This is a genomic window from Burkholderia sp. Bp9140 (genome assembly GCF_003853425.1).
Classification (GTDB): Bacteria; Pseudomonadota; Gammaproteobacteria; order Burkholderiales; family Burkholderiaceae; genus Burkholderia.
Genome location: NZ_QTPQ01000008.1, coordinates 91,860 through 105,390, shown reverse-complemented (window position 1 = coordinate 105,390; position 13,531 = coordinate 91,860). Strand labels below are relative to the sequence as shown.

General features: G+C 65.6%; 15 protein-coding genes. 5 read left to right on the top strand and 10 right to left on the bottom strand.

From position 1 onward, the window contains the following. Positions 1-12: 12 nt before the first annotated feature. The 9 genes from DIE21_RS09215 to DIE21_RS09175 form a co-directional block, all read right to left on the bottom strand. The gene (locus tag DIE21_RS09215) at positions 13-1,284 is read right to left on the bottom strand and encodes a pilus assembly protein TadG-related protein (RefSeq protein ID WP_124497399.1); all 1,272 of its coding nucleotides are present in this window, start codon (positions 1,282-1,284) and stop codon (positions 13-15) included. A gap of 25 nt (positions 1,285-1,309) precedes the next feature. Further along, entirely contained in the window at positions 1,310-1,609 is a 300-nt protein-coding gene (locus tag DIE21_RS09210) for a hypothetical protein (RefSeq protein WP_124497398.1), read from the bottom strand. A gap of 20 nt (positions 1,610-1,629) precedes the next feature. Then, complete coding sequence (locus DIE21_RS09205; protein WP_124497397.1) at positions 1,630-3,615, bottom strand: type II and III secretion system protein family protein; 1,986 nt, start codon at positions 3,613-3,615, stop codon at positions 1,630-1,632. A gap of 114 nt (positions 3,616-3,729) precedes the next feature. Then, the gene (gene cpaB, locus DIE21_RS09200) at positions 3,730-4,572 is read right to left on the bottom strand and encodes a Flp pilus assembly protein CpaB (protein WP_124497396.1); all 843 of its coding nucleotides are present in this window, start codon (positions 4,570-4,572) and stop codon (positions 3,730-3,732) included. A gap of 35 nt (positions 4,573-4,607) precedes the next feature. Further along, positions 4,608-6,008, bottom strand: a complete 1,401-nt coding sequence (locus tag DIE21_RS09195) for an ATP-binding protein (RefSeq protein WP_124497395.1) — start codon at positions 6,006-6,008, stop codon at positions 4,608-4,610. Positions 6,009-6,040: 32 nt separating this feature from the next. Then, positions 6,041-6,580 carry a prepilin peptidase gene (locus tag DIE21_RS09190; protein WP_124497394.1) on the bottom strand — a complete coding sequence of 180 codons (540 nt, stop codon included), beginning with the start codon at positions 6,578-6,580 and terminating at the stop codon, positions 6,041-6,043. 31 nt (positions 6,581-6,611) lie between these two features. Continuing rightward, positions 6,612-6,818 (bottom strand): Flp family type IVb pilin, encoded by a 207-nt coding sequence (locus DIE21_RS09185; RefSeq protein ID WP_124497393.1) that lies wholly within the window; start codon positions 6,816-6,818, stop codon positions 6,612-6,614. Between the two features lie 172 nt (positions 6,819-6,990). Next, the gene (locus DIE21_RS09180; protein ID WP_124497392.1) at positions 6,991-7,173 is read right to left on the bottom strand and encodes a Flp family type IVb pilin; all 183 of its coding nucleotides are present in this window, start codon (positions 7,171-7,173) and stop codon (positions 6,991-6,993) included. A 98-nt stretch (positions 7,174-7,271) separates the two neighbouring features. Further along, positions 7,272-7,499 (bottom strand): hypothetical protein, encoded by a 228-nt coding sequence (locus tag DIE21_RS09175; protein ID WP_124497391.1) that lies wholly within the window; start codon positions 7,497-7,499, stop codon positions 7,272-7,274. Positions 7,500-8,210: 711 nt separating this feature from the next. Here DIE21_RS09175 and DIE21_RS09170 point away from each other — a divergent pair. From DIE21_RS09170 to DIE21_RS09155, 4 genes are read left to right on the top strand one after another with little or no spacing between them, the layout of a single operon-like run. Then, positions 8,211-9,449 carry a glycosyltransferase family 87 protein gene (locus tag DIE21_RS09170; protein WP_124497468.1) on the top strand — a complete coding sequence of 413 codons (1,239 nt, stop codon included), beginning with the start codon at positions 8,211-8,213 and terminating at the stop codon, positions 9,447-9,449. Next, the gene (locus DIE21_RS09165; RefSeq protein ID WP_124497390.1) at positions 9,446-10,825 is read left to right on the top strand and encodes a glycosyltransferase family 87 protein; all 1,380 of its coding nucleotides are present in this window, start codon (positions 9,446-9,448) and stop codon (positions 10,823-10,825) included. Before DIE21_RS09170 ends, DIE21_RS09165 begins: the two co-directional genes overlap by 4 nt. A gap of 24 nt (positions 10,826-10,849) precedes the next feature. Continuing rightward, a complete protein-coding gene (locus DIE21_RS09160; RefSeq protein WP_124497389.1) occupies positions 10,850-11,908 on the top strand; it encodes a glycosyltransferase family 2 protein in 1,059 nt (352 codons plus the stop codon). A 15-nt stretch (positions 11,909-11,923) separates the two neighbouring features. Further along, entirely contained in the window at positions 11,924-12,307 is a 384-nt protein-coding gene (locus DIE21_RS09155; RefSeq protein WP_124497388.1) for a GtrA family protein, read from the top strand. A gap of 70 nt (positions 12,308-12,377) precedes the next feature. On the opposite strand, the gene DIE21_RS38130 is transcribed toward DIE21_RS09155, so the two are convergent. Continuing rightward, positions 12,378-12,548 (bottom strand): DUF6726 family protein, encoded by a 171-nt coding sequence (locus DIE21_RS38130; protein WP_311767439.1) that lies wholly within the window; start codon positions 12,546-12,548, stop codon positions 12,378-12,380. A gap of 231 nt (positions 12,549-12,779) precedes the next feature. Here DIE21_RS38130 and DIE21_RS09150 point away from each other — a divergent pair, with 231 nt between their 5' ends. Further along, on the top strand, positions 12,780-13,487 hold the full coding sequence (locus DIE21_RS09150) for a DUF2059 domain-containing protein (protein WP_124497387.1): 708 nt from the start codon (positions 12,780-12,782) through the stop codon (positions 13,485-13,487). Positions 13,488-13,531 lie beyond the last annotated feature (44 nt).

Below are 13,531 nucleotides of genomic sequence, written 5' to 3'. Positions count from 1 at the left end.
ATCGCGTCTCCTCTATTGAACGAGCATCGGGACCTTGATGCCGGCCGAACTGCCGCTGCCCGGCAAGCCGTGCGTCGCGCAGGGCGTCGTGCCCGACGCTGTCGAGCCGAGGTATTCGAGGTGCGCCGTGACCGCGCCGCTTCCCGAGCTGAACGGCAACGGATCGAGCATCAATACACAGTCCCACTGCGTGACGTGCAGCTTGCTGCTTGCCCCGCTCAGCGTCGAGCAGTCGCCCTCGGGGGCCAGCGCGAGCCGGCGGTCGCCGCCGAACGTCTGGTAGTTGCTTGCCGTCGCCGTCCCGTTGGTCGAGATGCCGCTGCCGGTGGGCGGCGCGCCGTCGCCCTGATAGGACTTGAAGCTCGCGCGATCGAGCACGAACTGCGCGTATGCGTCGCCGACGATGCCCGCGGTTCCCGGCGGCCCGTAGTTGGGGCCGACATACGCGTAGCCGGTGAAGTCGGGCTGGCCGCTCGAGCCGTTGGCGCCGTTCGTGTAGATGCCGAAGCGGGTATTCCAGGCACGCAGTGCCGCGGACTTCAGGCCCGTCGAACCGAGGTCGGGCGGCGACGTGATGTTGCAGCTATTGCCGGACAGTTCGCTGGCGATGGTCGTCTCGCTCGTCGAACCGTCGAGCGCCGCCCAGCCGAAGTTGCCGGGTCCGTATGTCGACGACGAGCCGGACGGCGACGAGATCCAGTCGCCGACCTTGTACGGCGCGGCGGCCGACGCACGGCACACGAATACCGGGATCGCACAGGTGGTCTGCCCGGAGCCGACCGTCGCGATCGCGCTCGCCGCGACCTGCGCCGCGTTCGCGACCTGCACGCCCGGGATCGTGTTGAGTATCTCGATGAACCAGTGCGCGATGTTGCTCAACTCCGCCGTGCACTTCACGTACTTGATGTTCGCCGGCGTGGCGACCGCCGTCTTCGTCAGGAACGGATTGGTCAGCGAATCGCTGAACGTGACGTTCGAATCCGTCTGCATCAGTACCGCGTTCTGCTGAAAGAACGCGAAATTCGAGTGGCCGGCGGCGATGCCATCCGCTTCCGCGACCTGCAGGCTGATGGCCGACGTAAGGTCGCGCGCAGCGGACAGCGCGCACGCATCGGCGCTGTTCTGCAGTTCGCTGCGCGTGACGTACAGCTTGCCGAGGTCCAGCGCGAGACCGACGAATCCGATCATCACCGCCAGTGCGAGACCGACGATGATCGCGACGGCGCCTTGCTGACGACGGAGACTGCGACGCGTGAGTTTCGGATGACGAGCTGCGCTGGACATGGCGTTCTCCCTGAGCATGCCTGTGTTATTGCCCCGACGACTTGCCGATCCCGATCACGAATGCATTGGCTTTCGGCTCGGGCTGCTTGAACGACTTGTCGTAGTTGTCGAGCGCGTTCGCGGCGGCACTGCCGTCGACCCCCGGGCGCGATGCCGCGTGTTCGGCGGCATGCGGATCGATGATCTGGGCTTGCATGACGGCGCGGACCGAGTCGCCGAAGCGGCTGTCCCACACCGGGGTCGACGACATGCAGCCGGCGAGCGCGAACGCGAGCGGGACTGCGAGCGCCGCGCGGCGCGCGAATACGAGGTAGGCGGATTTCATGAGCTTCCCCTTGGATGGCTTCAACGATCGGTGGACGCGGGTTCCGCATTCGCCCGCGCGATCTGCGCATGGGCGGCGGCCTGCAAGCTGTGCTTCGAACGCGGCTCGGGTTTTGCCGGCGTGGCGGAACCAGCGGCCGCGAGACGCGCGGCAGCCGCTTCGATGCGCGCGATCCGCGCCGCACTGGCCGCATCGGCCTGCGGTTGCTGTTGCGGCTGCGGCTGCGGCTGCGGCTGCGGCTGCGCGGCAGGCGCCGCCTCGACGCTCACCGCCCCTGCCGCGTCGGCCGCCGCAGCCGCGGCCTTCTCCGGCTGTGCCGGCACCGGCGCCGGTGCATCGGCAGGCTGCGGCGCACGCGGCGCGGGCAGTGCGGCGGCCGGTACGGCCGGCGCAGCCGATTGCGGTGCGGGAGCCGGTGCCGGAGCCGGCGTCTGCGGTGCATCCATCGCGCCGTTCGCCGGTTGCGCGCCCGTCTTGCGGACACCCTTGCGGCCTTCCATGTTGCCGGTCGCATACACGTCGATTTCGTGCGGCTTCGAGAAGCTGTCGGTCGGCAGCGGCACGTCGGCGGTCTGCAGCGGCCTCACCAGGTGCGGCGTGATCACGAAGATCAGCTCGGTGCGGTCCTGCTGGAACGACGTGCTGCGGAACAGCGCGCCGAGCACCGGCACCTCGCCGACGCCGGGGATCGCCTTCAGCGCGCCGCTCGCGTTGTCCTTGATCAGCCCGCCGATCGCGAACGATTCGCCGTCGCTCATCTGGACCGTCGTGGACGCGCGCCGCGTCGTGATCAGCGGCAGGATCGACGTGCCGCCGATATTGGTCGCGCTGAGCGTGACGCCCGTCTGCGACAGTTCCGACACTTCCGGCGCGACCTTCAGGCTGATCCGGCCGTTCCCGAGCACGGTCGGCGTGAACTTCAGCGCGACACCGAACTCCTCTTCCTGCAGCGTGATCGACGATGTGCCGTTGCCGCTGCTCTGCGGGATCGGGATGAAGATCTTGCCGCCGGCGAGGAAGGTCGCTTCCTGGCCGCTGATCGTCACGAGATTCGGCTCCGCGAGGATCTTGACGAGGTTGTCGGTGTTCTGCGCATCGGCCGCGATGCTGAACGGCTTGTTGTTCGCCTTGTTGAAGATCGCGCCGCTTGCGACGCCCGCGAGCAGGTTGCTGACGAGCGCGCCGCTCCACGAGCCGAAACCGCCCTGGATGTTGAACGCGCTGCCCATCTGGTTGATCAGCGTCTTCGAGACTTCGGCGACCTTCACCTCGAGCATCACCTGCTGCGGCGACGTGACGGCCAGCATGTTCAGCACGCCGCCGCCCTTGCCGCCGCCGTCACTGGCGCTATCGCTGTACGCACGGGCGATCTGCACGGCCTGCTGCGCGGCCTGCGAGTTCGACACGTTGCCTGCCAGCACGATCGTGCCGGCGGCGGTCGACACGTGAATGTCGCGCTCGTTCGGCATCAGTTGCATCAGCGACGCCTGCAGGCCGCCGGCGTCGGCGCCGACCGCCACGTCGATCACGCGGCATGCGCCGCTTTTGCCCTGCACGATCATGTTGGTCGTGCCGACGGTCAACCCGAGGATGTACAGCGTCTGCGGCGACACCATCGTCGCCTGCGCGACGGCCGGGTTGCCGATGGTCCGGTTGCGGACGGGCTCCGGCATCGGCACCAGCAGCGACTTGCCGAGCGGCACGCTGACGCTGGTCGACTCGCGTATCACGCCCACGCAGTTCGGCCCGCGCAGCGGCCCCGCCGACGCGGCAGGCGCGGCCGCCGGTGCCGGCGCCATGCTGATCGTCATCTGCATCGGTCCCTTGGCGACGGCAGCCGGCGCGGCGGCACCGCCCTTCATCAGCGCGGCCGATTCGGCGCCTTCCTGGGCCAGTGCGCTGTACACGGTCAGCGTTCCCATACAGAGGATCGCGACCATCATCGTGCCCCGTGCGATGCGCGTGCGCACCGGGCCGGTACCTGAATATTGCGGATTGATCTTCATTTCGTCTGATCCCCCGAGTGACCGGCGAGATGCCGGTTGTCGACTTTCAAGGCCGCCGTGCCCTGACGGCGGCCGATCTGGTGAATCTGTTTATCTGGATGTGTGTTCTATGTTTCAGAAACATTCGACGCTGCCCCGCACCCCGGTCAGCACGCCGACACAATCGCGGCGCGCTTCCGGTGCCGCGTGCGAAGCGACGTGCACGCGCACGGTCTTCACGCGCACGGGTGCGGGTGCCGGCGTGTCGGGTACCGGAGCCTTGCCGAGCAGCGTGAGCTTGGTCGCGCCGTCGGTGGTCAGGGTCTTCTGGTCAACCTGGTTGCGCAGCACGAGCGACAGCGTGCCGACGCTGCGCGCGAGGTCGAGGCGTTCGGCCTGGTCGGGCGTGACTTCGAGCGTCACCGCGTTGACGACCTTCGGTGCGGTGTCGTCGCGGCTGACCTGCTGCGCGACGGCCAGCACGAGGATGTGCTCGAGCACGATCTTGGAGATGCTCTGCCCGTCGGTCTTGCCCTGCTGTTCCTGCGTGTTGACGATCACGTCGACGTAGTTGCCCGGCAGCGCGAAGCCCGCGACGCCGACCACGTCGTTCACGCGCACGGTGATCGCGCGGCTGCCGTCGGCGATCACCGCGGACAACCCGCCCTTCGTGCCGACCGGCGCGAGCTTCGACTCGATCACCGGCTCGCCGCGGGCGAGGCTCGTGCGCACGACGCGCCCTTCGAGTTCCTTCGTGTCGGTGAACGCGCCGGTCGGCACGCTGCCCGACGGCCAGCTCACCATGCGGATCTGGTTCGGCCCCAGCGGCTCGCCCAGGTTCAGGTCGGTGGTCGCCACCGCGACCGTCGTGACCGAGCTGCTGGAGGTATTCATCAACCAGCGGGACGCGAACACGACCGCGGCAAGCCCCGCGACCATCGCGACGATCAGCATCATGACCGCTCGACTGTTTTTCATGGCAATGCTCCTCAACGAATCGTGAAAGAAACGGCTCAACCGTTTACGTGCGTGCGACCGCCGTGCTCGGCAGGCGGCAGATACCCGCCGTCACGCTCGGGCGCCGTGCCGAAATAACTGGCCCATGCGTCGTGCAGCGCGTCGTGCGTCACTTCTGGCGGATCGCCGCGATACCGCGCGCCGGCGGCAACGAGACGCAGCAGATCCATCGGGAAGCATGCGAGATAGGCCTTGCCGGTCGGCAGGTGCAGCCGGTGCAGCAGATAGTCGAATGCGTCCTGCGTCGATACCAGGCCGAGCGACTCGCATGCGGCGTCGAACACCGCGCGGTAGTGGTCGATCGACAACGCGCCGACGTGAAGCTTGGAACCGAGCCGGCGCAGGAACGCGTCGTCGGCGAACTGCTCCGGCGCCAGGTTGCTCGAGAACACCGGCCAGACGTCGAACGGCAGCACGAAGCGATTGCCGGACTCGAGCGTCAGGAAATCGACGCCGCGATCGAGCGGACGCAGCCAGCGGTTGAGCAGGTCGCGCGGCGCGACACGCTGGCGGCCCAGATCGTCGACGATGTACATGCCCATGTTCGCCTTCATGTGCGGCGGCGCCTGGTAGAAGCCCGCCGCTTCATCGCGGCGCAGGTCGAGCTCGTCGAGCGTCAGCTCGCCGCCGGACATCACGACCGGCCGCTCGCAGAGGCGCCAGCGGCGATCGATCGATTGGCCGTCCGTTTGCGACGCCGCGTCGACATGCACGAGCGGGTCGTAGATCTGGATCACTTCGCCCGCGGCATAAATTGCGTGCGGCACCGGCACGTGGCCGCCCATCAGCGCGCCGAGCCGCTCCGCGAGGAAGGTCTTGCCGCTGCCGGCAGGGCCGTAGATCAGAAGCGGACGGCCGGAGTTCAGCGCGGCGGCCGCCGAATCGAGGATCGCCGTATCCATGACGACGCCTTCGAATATGGCCCACACGTCGTTCTGGGCCACGCGCAACTTGCGCACCGAATGGACGGACACGCAGTCGAGATACGCGTCGAGCGTCACCGGCGCGGGCCCGCTGTAACTGCTGCGCGCACGCTCTTCGAGCGCGGCCACGCGGCCCGCGTCGGTCAGGCGGAACGTCACGTCGAGGTCCGTCTTGCCGCGATGGGTCAGTTCGACCAGATGCTCGCGTACCAGGAACGCAAAGATGTCGTCGAGCACCGCGAGCGGCAGGCAGTGGCGCTCGATCAGGTCGCCGTAGGACGGGCGGCCGAGCACCAGCGTCGACTTCAGCACGAGCCCTGCGACGAACGCCTGGCTCAGTCCGGTTTCCTCGAGCGAGCGCGGCGCCGCAGGCAATTGCGTGCCCGGCTTCGCATGCGCCTCCCGCGACGGCGACGGCTGCGGCAGGTGTGCAACCTGGGCGTCGCGCCTCGGTTCGGTGGTGATCGTGTTCATGTGCGTGTCATCCTCGTTGCGGGTTCGTCGCGCTATACGCACGAAACGAACAGCATGCCCAGCGTGCCGGCGGCAATCGCCACGCCATACGGCAACGCGCCGACCGACGAGACTTCCACGGGGCCGTCGGTTGCCCCTGCATACGTGCGGGTCGAACCACGCGCGATCAGCGCCCGGACGTTCGCGCACATCTGGCGCATGCGTCCGCGCAGCAGTACAAGGCCGATCGCGCCGATCCCGCCGGCCAGAAAGGTGGCCAGCACGATGTAGAACGTCATCTGCGCGCCAACCCATGCGCCGATCGCGAGCATCAGCTTCACGTCGCCCGCGGCCATCCCGCGCAGCAGATAGAACGGCAGCAGCAGGCCGAAGCCGGTCGCGGCGCCGGCAAGCCATGCGAGTGCGCCAGCCTGGACGCCGTGCAGCGCGCACTGGGCAATCAGCGCACCGGCCAGCGCGATCACGACGAGCCGGTTCGGGATGCGGCGGCTCGTGATATCCGTGCTGGCCGCGACGACGACGAGCAGCGTCACGCACAACGGAACCGGATAAGGCAGCGCGGCAGGCAACATGGCGAACCTCGATTCAACGGAATAGTCAGGATCACTGACCCAGTGCGGTATTGACCGCCTCGGTCACGATCGACGCGATCATGTTGTACACATCTTCAACCGACCCTTTCAGCACGACCACGCTTCCCAGCACGACGGTGGCGAACACTGCCGCGATCAGCGCATATTCGATCGACGTCACCCCCTGCTCGTCGTCGATCCATCGCGATACCGCTACCGCATGTCCCCTGGCCCGCATGACGGCCTCCGATTCGGTTGATCAAGAGAGCGGGGGAGACTCGAGCAGTGCACCGGCCGAGTCATCCGCCGTTCGGTCCATTCGACATCTGTTGGGTGTGTGGGTGTCCGGCCCTGCTCGAGCGACGGGATGGCGACGAACGGGCCGGACCCGCCGTTCGCCGCCCCGCCATTCAGATCGCCGCGTTGAGGTCGTCTGCAATCGTGTTGAAGACGTCCTTGAGATCGTTTCCGACCAGCGTCAGTGCTGCAACGAGGCCGACTGCGATCAGCGCGGCAATCAGGCCGTATTCGATGGCCGTCACGCCTTGCTCGTCTTGGACGAAACCGCGGACTTTCTGGATGAACGTGGACATGGCTATTCTCCTTTCGCACTACTATAAAAACCCCTTTGTCGGGGATCGACGCGGGGAGCAGGTACCACCGGCACAACAAATGAATTCGGGTGCGGCGCTCAGCGACGCACGCGGCAGGGTACGAGCCTGGCCGCGGGAACGATCGTCGGTGAGCTGATGCGTGTGATGTGCATGCGCGCTGCGATCAGGCGAATGGCGCGATCGAGCAGAACGGCGAAACGACCGTCCCGGGCATGAATACGGATCGAGAGGACGACGCTGACGCGTCGAGGTTGCTGCAGGTTTTCTTCGCGGCATGCAAGCCGCGACGTGCTCTGGTCTTTCATTTTTATTCCCCAAATGCTGTCATGTGATTCTTGTTGCGCGGACGATGCCGTCGCCTATTCGCTCGGTCGACGTTTCCGGCGGTTTTCAAGGCCTGGGCGGCGTATTCCCCGACGCGCCCTTGATCCGTTGCTTTCCGCAGGTGATTGAGTCCGGTTTTGTCAGTCTGTTGCTTCAACCGGTCGTTCATCACGTCGTCGACTGTCGTGCGGACCTTGACGCAAAGAGCAGGCCAGCCGGGGAGAAATTCAGGCGCAGCAAGGGTTTCGGCGATTCACCCGTCTGTCGGGTCGCGGCGCGAGGCACGAAATGTTTCAGATTTGATATACGCATGCAGGCCGGTGCCGCGTGACGACGGGGCGCGGTTGTGCTGTGCAAGGGCACAAAAAAATTTTCTCGGGACTTTCCCGAATCCGCAAGGCCGCTCGGCCGACGCAAATTCCACGCGCCGCCGAAGCGGCGAAAAACACGAAATGTTTCAAGCGAGAAACATCATTTGCGCTGGCGCGGTTTTCTCAGACGTGAAAACCCGGTTTTCGGCCATATCGCTGCCGAATCGACGTCTCGCGATTCAGCCTGCGGTTTGCGTCACACGATTTTTTCTCCAACAATGCATTCACCGGACAGCGCCATCGAATGCGATTCGATCCGGATACACGACAACACAAAAGGGCTGCGGCAGACCAGGCAGCCTTCACTGCAGACGGGGCATCATGTACACAGCCAATCGTGGAGTGCGCTATCGCGCCAAACGCTGTGCTCAATGGCTGACAGCGGACAGAATCATTCCATACAGCTGCATCATGCTGATGCTGTGTGTTGCATTCCTGGTCACCTGGGGCGTCGTGACGGACGCCTTCACGTCACAGGCCTCCGCACGGCCGGGCGTCGACTTCTCCGTCTTCTGGACCGCATCACATCTCGTGCTGCAAGGCCATGCCGCAGCGATCTACGATCCGGTCTTCTTCTCCCATGCCGAGGTAGCGCGGTTCGGTGCCTATATCGGTCACCAATCGCTGCCCTGGCTCTATCCGCCGACGATGCTGCTGTTCATCGCGCCGGTTGCCCTCGTGCCTTTCCTGCCCGCGTATTTCCTCTTTTTTGCGGGCAGCCTTTTATGCTATGCGTACGCCGTCCTGCGACTGTCGGGCCTGCGTGCGCACCTGCCCGTTCCGCGCGCCGCCGCGCTCGTCGTGCTCGCCTTCTCGGGCGTGTTCGCGTCCGTCCTGTACGGGCAGAACAGCATCCTGACCGCCGGCATCGCCGCACTCGCGCTGCATTTCCTCGGCCGGCGCCCGGTCGCAGCCGGCGTGCTGATCGGGCTGCTCGCCGTCAAGCCGCAGATGGCGATGGTGTTTCCGTTCGTGCTGGTCGCGACGCGCTCGTGGCGCACCTTCGCGTCGGCAGCGGTCACGACCATGCTGTTCACGGCGGCCGGCATCGCGCTGACCGGCACCAGCTCCCTGACAGGCCTGGCTCAGGCGATGTCGATCGTGCGCGGCATGCATTTCACCCTTCCTGCCTACTGGTTCGTTTCGCCGACGCCGTTCGCGGCGCTGCGGCTCGCGGGTGCATCGATTCCGGTCTCGCTCGCTGCCCAAGCCACCGTGGGGCTGCTCGCGATCGCCGCCGCCGTTCATGTCTGGCGTCGCACGGCCGACATGCGGCTGCGCGGCGCGGCGCTGGCGGTCGCCACGCTGTTGACGACACCCTATCTGTGGCATTACGAACTGGCCTGGCTCGGCATCGCGATCTTCTGCGTGATCGCCCATGGACTCGACGAAGGCTGGCTGCCGGGAGACCAGATCGTGATCGTGATCGCGTGGCTGCTGCCGATATTCGAGGTGTTCAACCGGATAACGAAGCTGCCGCAGATCGGGCCGGTCGTACTGCTCGCCGTCCTGTTCGTGGTCGTGCGTCGCTCGACCCTTGCGTCGGAGAATGCACGATGAAATCGCCGCGCGCCCTTCTGCACGTCGATTCGGCTATCGACGCACATCCGGAACTGCCGATCGCCGGCCCGCGCCGTTTCCCGCATTGGCTCAATCGTGATCGGGTGCACCTCTATGCGGCAGCGGTACTGCTGACGGAGTTACTGTTCCTCTGCGTCTACCTCGCACGCGTGCATTTGTCGCATACCTCCGTGCCTGAACCGCTGGCGCAGGATATCGCGCCGCTCTGGGCCGCCGCGCGTCTCGGCGTGCACGGCCATGGGATCAGCGCGTGGCATTTCCCCTCGCTGTTCCTGGTCGAGAAGCTCGCGATTCCGACGATGAGCGCCGCGGACGGTTCGCTGCCGTGGCTCTATCCGCCCACGATGCTGCTGTTCGTGTTGCCGCTCGGCTGGCTGCCGTACCTGCTCGCGCAGGTGCTGTGGCTCGGCCTCACATACGCGCTGTTCGCGGCGACGATCCGGGCAACCGTACAGCGCAATGCAGCCCTGCTCTGCGCGCTCGCGTTCCCCGGCGCGTTTCTCGCGGTGATTGTCGGGCAGACGAGCCTCCTGACCGCGACGCTCGCCGGCTGCGGTCTGCTCATGCTGAATCGCCGTCCCGTCATCGCCGGCATCTGCTTCGGCATGCTGACTATGAAGCCGCAGATGGCGGTTCTGTTTCCGCTCGCGCTGCTGTGCGCCGGACAATGGCGCGCGATGACCGCGTGGGCCGCGACGATCGCCGTCGGCATCGCACTGTCGACGCTCGTGTTCGGCGTAGACGCATGGATCGCATTCGCGCACGGCTTGCACGACGCATACCAGATCATCGGCGCTGGCCATGCGCGGCTCGCACGCATGCCGACCGTGTTCGTGCTTGCCACGAGCGCCGGCTGGCCCGCTTCCGTCGCGCTCGGCCTGCAGCTGCTGTCGGCCGCAACCGCCGCAATCGTCGTCGTGTACTCGTGGCGCGGCGCGTGTTCGTATGCGCTGCGCGCCGCGACCCTCGCGTGCGCGTCCCTGATCGTCGGCCCCTACCTGTACGACTACGACCTGACCTGGTACGGGCTCGTGATCGCCTGGTACGCACGCTATGCATGGACGCACGGGTGGCGGCGCTTCGATCGCGAATGGCTGCTGCTGTTGTGGGTGATGCCGCTCGCCGGCCTCGTGCTGGTGCCGCATCTGTCGTTCCAGTTCATGCCGCTCGTCACGCTGGCGTCGCTGGCGCTGCTCGTCAGCAGGATTGCACAAGAAAGGCACGACGTGCCGTCGATGCCCGACGCACACGACAACTCGACCGAGACCGGCTTCACGCATCCGGTCCGATCACACCACCGCCCGGCGCACGGATTGCGCCGCATCGGCCGCCCGACCTTCGGCATCGGCCGCTGACACGCGATTACAGGGGAACCCATCATGCGCGAACCACTCTACACGCCGCTCGTCTCGCTGGTCGTGCCGTTCTACAACGAAGGCGAAGCCGTCGAACGCTTCTTCGACGTCGTGATTCCGCTGATGGCCGGCCTTGACGCGATCCGCTTCGAGATCGTCTGTGTGAACGACGGCAGCCGCGACGATACGCTCGAACGCCTGATCCGGGTCAGCATGAGCGACCGCCGCGTGCGCGTCATCGATCTCACGCGCAACTTCGGCAAGGAAGCGGCGCTGACGGCCGGCCTCGACGAAGCCGCCGGCGACGCAGTGATCCCGCTCGACGCCGACCTGCAGGATCCGCCGAGCCTGATTCCGGTGATGCTCGAGCACTGGCGCGACGGCGCGGAAGTCGTCGCCGCGAAGCGCAGCAGCCGCGCGTGCGATTCGTTCGCGAAGCGCACCGCCGCCGCGATCTACTACCGCGTGCACAATCTGCTGTCGGACGTGAAGCTGCCGGAGAACGTCGGCGACTTCCGGCTGATGGACCGCAAGGTCGTGAACGCACTGCGCAGCCTGCCCGAGCGGCACCGCTTCATGAAGGGGCTGTTCGCGTGGGTCGGCTACCGGACCGTGATCGTCGAATACCAGCGCGATCCGCGCAGCGCCGGACACTCGAAGTTCTCAGGATGGAAGCTGTGGAACTTCGCGCTCGAGGGGATCACGAGCTTCAGCACCGTGCCGCTGCGCAGCTGGACCTACATCGGCCTCAGCATTGCCGCGCTCGCGTTCCTGTACGGCGCGTTCATCGTGGGCCGCACGCTGCTGTTCGGCAATCCGGTGCTCGGCTATGCGTCGCTGCTGTCGGTCACGCTGTTCATCGGCGGGATCGAGCTCATCGGCATCGGCGTCGTCGGCGAGTATATCGGGCGCATCTACGACGAGTCGAAGCAACGTCCCGTCTATCTGATTCGCCGCCGCTACCAGGCCCACGGCAAGGTGATCGAGTTGCCGGTCGCGCGCGATGCGCGGCGCGCGAACGCACGCCGCCGCTTGCAACCGGCCCGCGTCCAGCCGGCCCGCGTGCGGGTCGGCGAGCGCTGACCGGCGGAGGCCGCGATGTTCGAACTGCTCTATGCCGAGCGCGTGCGGCTGGCGCGCTTCGGCCTGTCCGGACTGTGCTCGACCGCGCTGCACGTGCTGGTCGCATCCGCGATGTACGCGCTGTTCGATGCGACGCAGGTGCTCGCGAACGCCGTCGCGTTCGTCTGTGCGACGGCGTTCTCGTATCTCGCGAATACGCTGTGGAGCTTCTCGTCGACGGTGCATTCGCGCAACCTGCTGCGCTATCTGACCGTCGCGCTGGCCGGCTTCGCCGAAACGATGCTGCTCGCACGCGCCGCCGAGCTGCTCGACGTGCCGCGCGGCTGGGCCATCGTCGCGATCGCGCTGCTGATCCCGCCGACGATGTTCGTGATGCACCGGTCTTGGACGTATCGGTGAAGCCTTGCGGCGCCGACGGACAGCAGACAGCCGCAATATCCAGCACCTGACCGGAAATCCTGATCCTGACTCAAGGATCGATCACGGTCGCGCACGCGTCGGTCGGCGCCGCGGCCACGTGCCCGACGACCGGCACGATCTTGATCCCCGCAGACGCGATACGACACGGCGCTGCAGCGAGGCCGCATCCGCCAAGCACGATACAGCCGGCAACGCAAACGGCACGGACGAACCATTTCATAAACACCTCCTGGTAACGATCGGCGCATCTTCCGAGCAGACCTGACTGACGGAACCTGCACCCGGTAAGACCATGCTAACATACAAACCGTCTAGACGGTTTGTATGTTAGCATGGCTCGCACGTCGAATCGCGTACACGCGACGGCCTGCCCTGTTCGATCGATCGCTCAACGCGTAACGAACATGCTGAAGCCCGATGTGCCGTTGCCCCAGCGTCAACCAACGCTCAAATGACGGTATCCATCGATGCGAGCGCGGCAGACCCGAATCCCTTCTTTCACCCATCGAACACCGATCATGCGCCACCCGACCACACCCACCGCGAGCCCCGGATCTTCAATCATCAAGCTGCTTTATCTTGCAGCCCCGCTTGTTGCAGCGCTCGTGAGCGTCCTCATCATCGTGACGATATTTTCAACCGACGTTCCTTACCTGACGAACGGCTTCCAGAACGGTGCCAGATGAAAATTTCATACTTCACACCGATCGTGTCGTGCATGGCAGCGATCAGTTTCATTTCTACGGCACACGCTCAGTTTCGCGGCCTCGACGATCTGAATCGCTTCGGCGAGAAACGCACCCTTTGCCGTCAGGCGCTCAGGTCTTCAGGCATCGAAGATGATATGGACCAACGTATCCGCGATCTCGTCAGAAAATCGTACGATGCCGTCGACCGCAAGCGCGGGCCAGCCGGATCGGCGGATGCCAGCACCCATCGCGAGAGGGTCGAAGATTCCGTCAACGATCTCAGGGATCCGGTACTCAAGCAGTTGACGGATAGCTGCGCAAGGAATTTCACGGTAAGCGAACTCCGGAGCGTCAACGATTTCTACATGAGTTCGGCTGGACAAGCATGGCTTCGCAAAGGTCGAACCACGATCCTGCCGGAGATGGACAGAGCGATCTCCGGCATTCAACCTCGGATCAATGAAAACTGAGAAAACGTCGTTGAACGCCGCTCGTGTTATCGACTGGCGTTCGT

Bases quoted from the DNA above. Each gene is read 5' to 3' on its own strand.
- DIE21_RS09215 (WP_124497399.1), bottom strand. From the start codon at position 1,284: ATGTCCAGCGCAGCTCGTCATCCGAAACTCACGCGTCGCAGTCTCCGT.
- DIE21_RS09210 (WP_124497398.1), bottom strand. From the start codon at position 1,609: ATGAAATCCGCCTACCTCGTATTCGCGCGCCGCGCGGCGCTCGCAGTC.
- DIE21_RS09205 (WP_124497397.1), bottom strand. From the start codon at position 3,615: ATGAAGATCAATCCGCAATATTCAGGTACCGGCCCGGTGCGCACGCGC.
- cpaB (WP_124497396.1), bottom strand. From the start codon at position 4,572: ATGAAAAACAGTCGAGCGGTCATGATGCTGATCGTCGCGATGGTCGCG.
- DIE21_RS09195 (WP_124497395.1), bottom strand. From the start codon at position 6,008: ATGAACACGATCACCACCGAACCGAGGCGCGACGCCCAGGTTGCACAC.
- DIE21_RS09190 (WP_124497394.1), bottom strand. From the start codon at position 6,580: ATGTTGCCTGCCGCGCTGCCTTATCCGGTTCCGTTGTGCGTGACGCTG.
- DIE21_RS09185 (WP_124497393.1), bottom strand. From the start codon at position 6,818: ATGCGGGCCAGGGGACATGCGGTAGCGGTATCGCGATGGATCGACGAC.
- DIE21_RS09180 (WP_124497392.1), bottom strand. From the start codon at position 7,173: ATGTCCACGTTCATCCAGAAAGTCCGCGGTTTCGTCCAAGACGAGCAA.
- DIE21_RS09175 (WP_124497391.1), bottom strand. From the start codon at position 7,499: ATGAAAGACCAGAGCACGTCGCGGCTTGCATGCCGCGAAGAAAACCTG.
- DIE21_RS09170 (WP_124497468.1), top strand. From the start codon at position 8,211: ATGTACACAGCCAATCGTGGAGTGCGCTATCGCGCCAAACGCTGTGCT.
- DIE21_RS09165 (WP_124497390.1), top strand. From the start codon at position 9,446: ATGAAATCGCCGCGCGCCCTTCTGCACGTCGATTCGGCTATCGACGCA.
- DIE21_RS09160 (WP_124497389.1), top strand. From the start codon at position 10,850: ATGCGCGAACCACTCTACACGCCGCTCGTCTCGCTGGTCGTGCCGTTC.
- DIE21_RS09155 (WP_124497388.1), top strand. From the start codon at position 11,924: ATGTTCGAACTGCTCTATGCCGAGCGCGTGCGGCTGGCGCGCTTCGGC.
- DIE21_RS38130 (WP_311767439.1), bottom strand. From the start codon at position 12,548: ATGAAATGGTTCGTCCGTGCCGTTTGCGTTGCCGGCTGTATCGTGCTT.
- DIE21_RS09150 (WP_124497387.1), top strand. From the start codon at position 12,780: ATGACGGTATCCATCGATGCGAGCGCGGCAGACCCGAATCCCTTCTTT.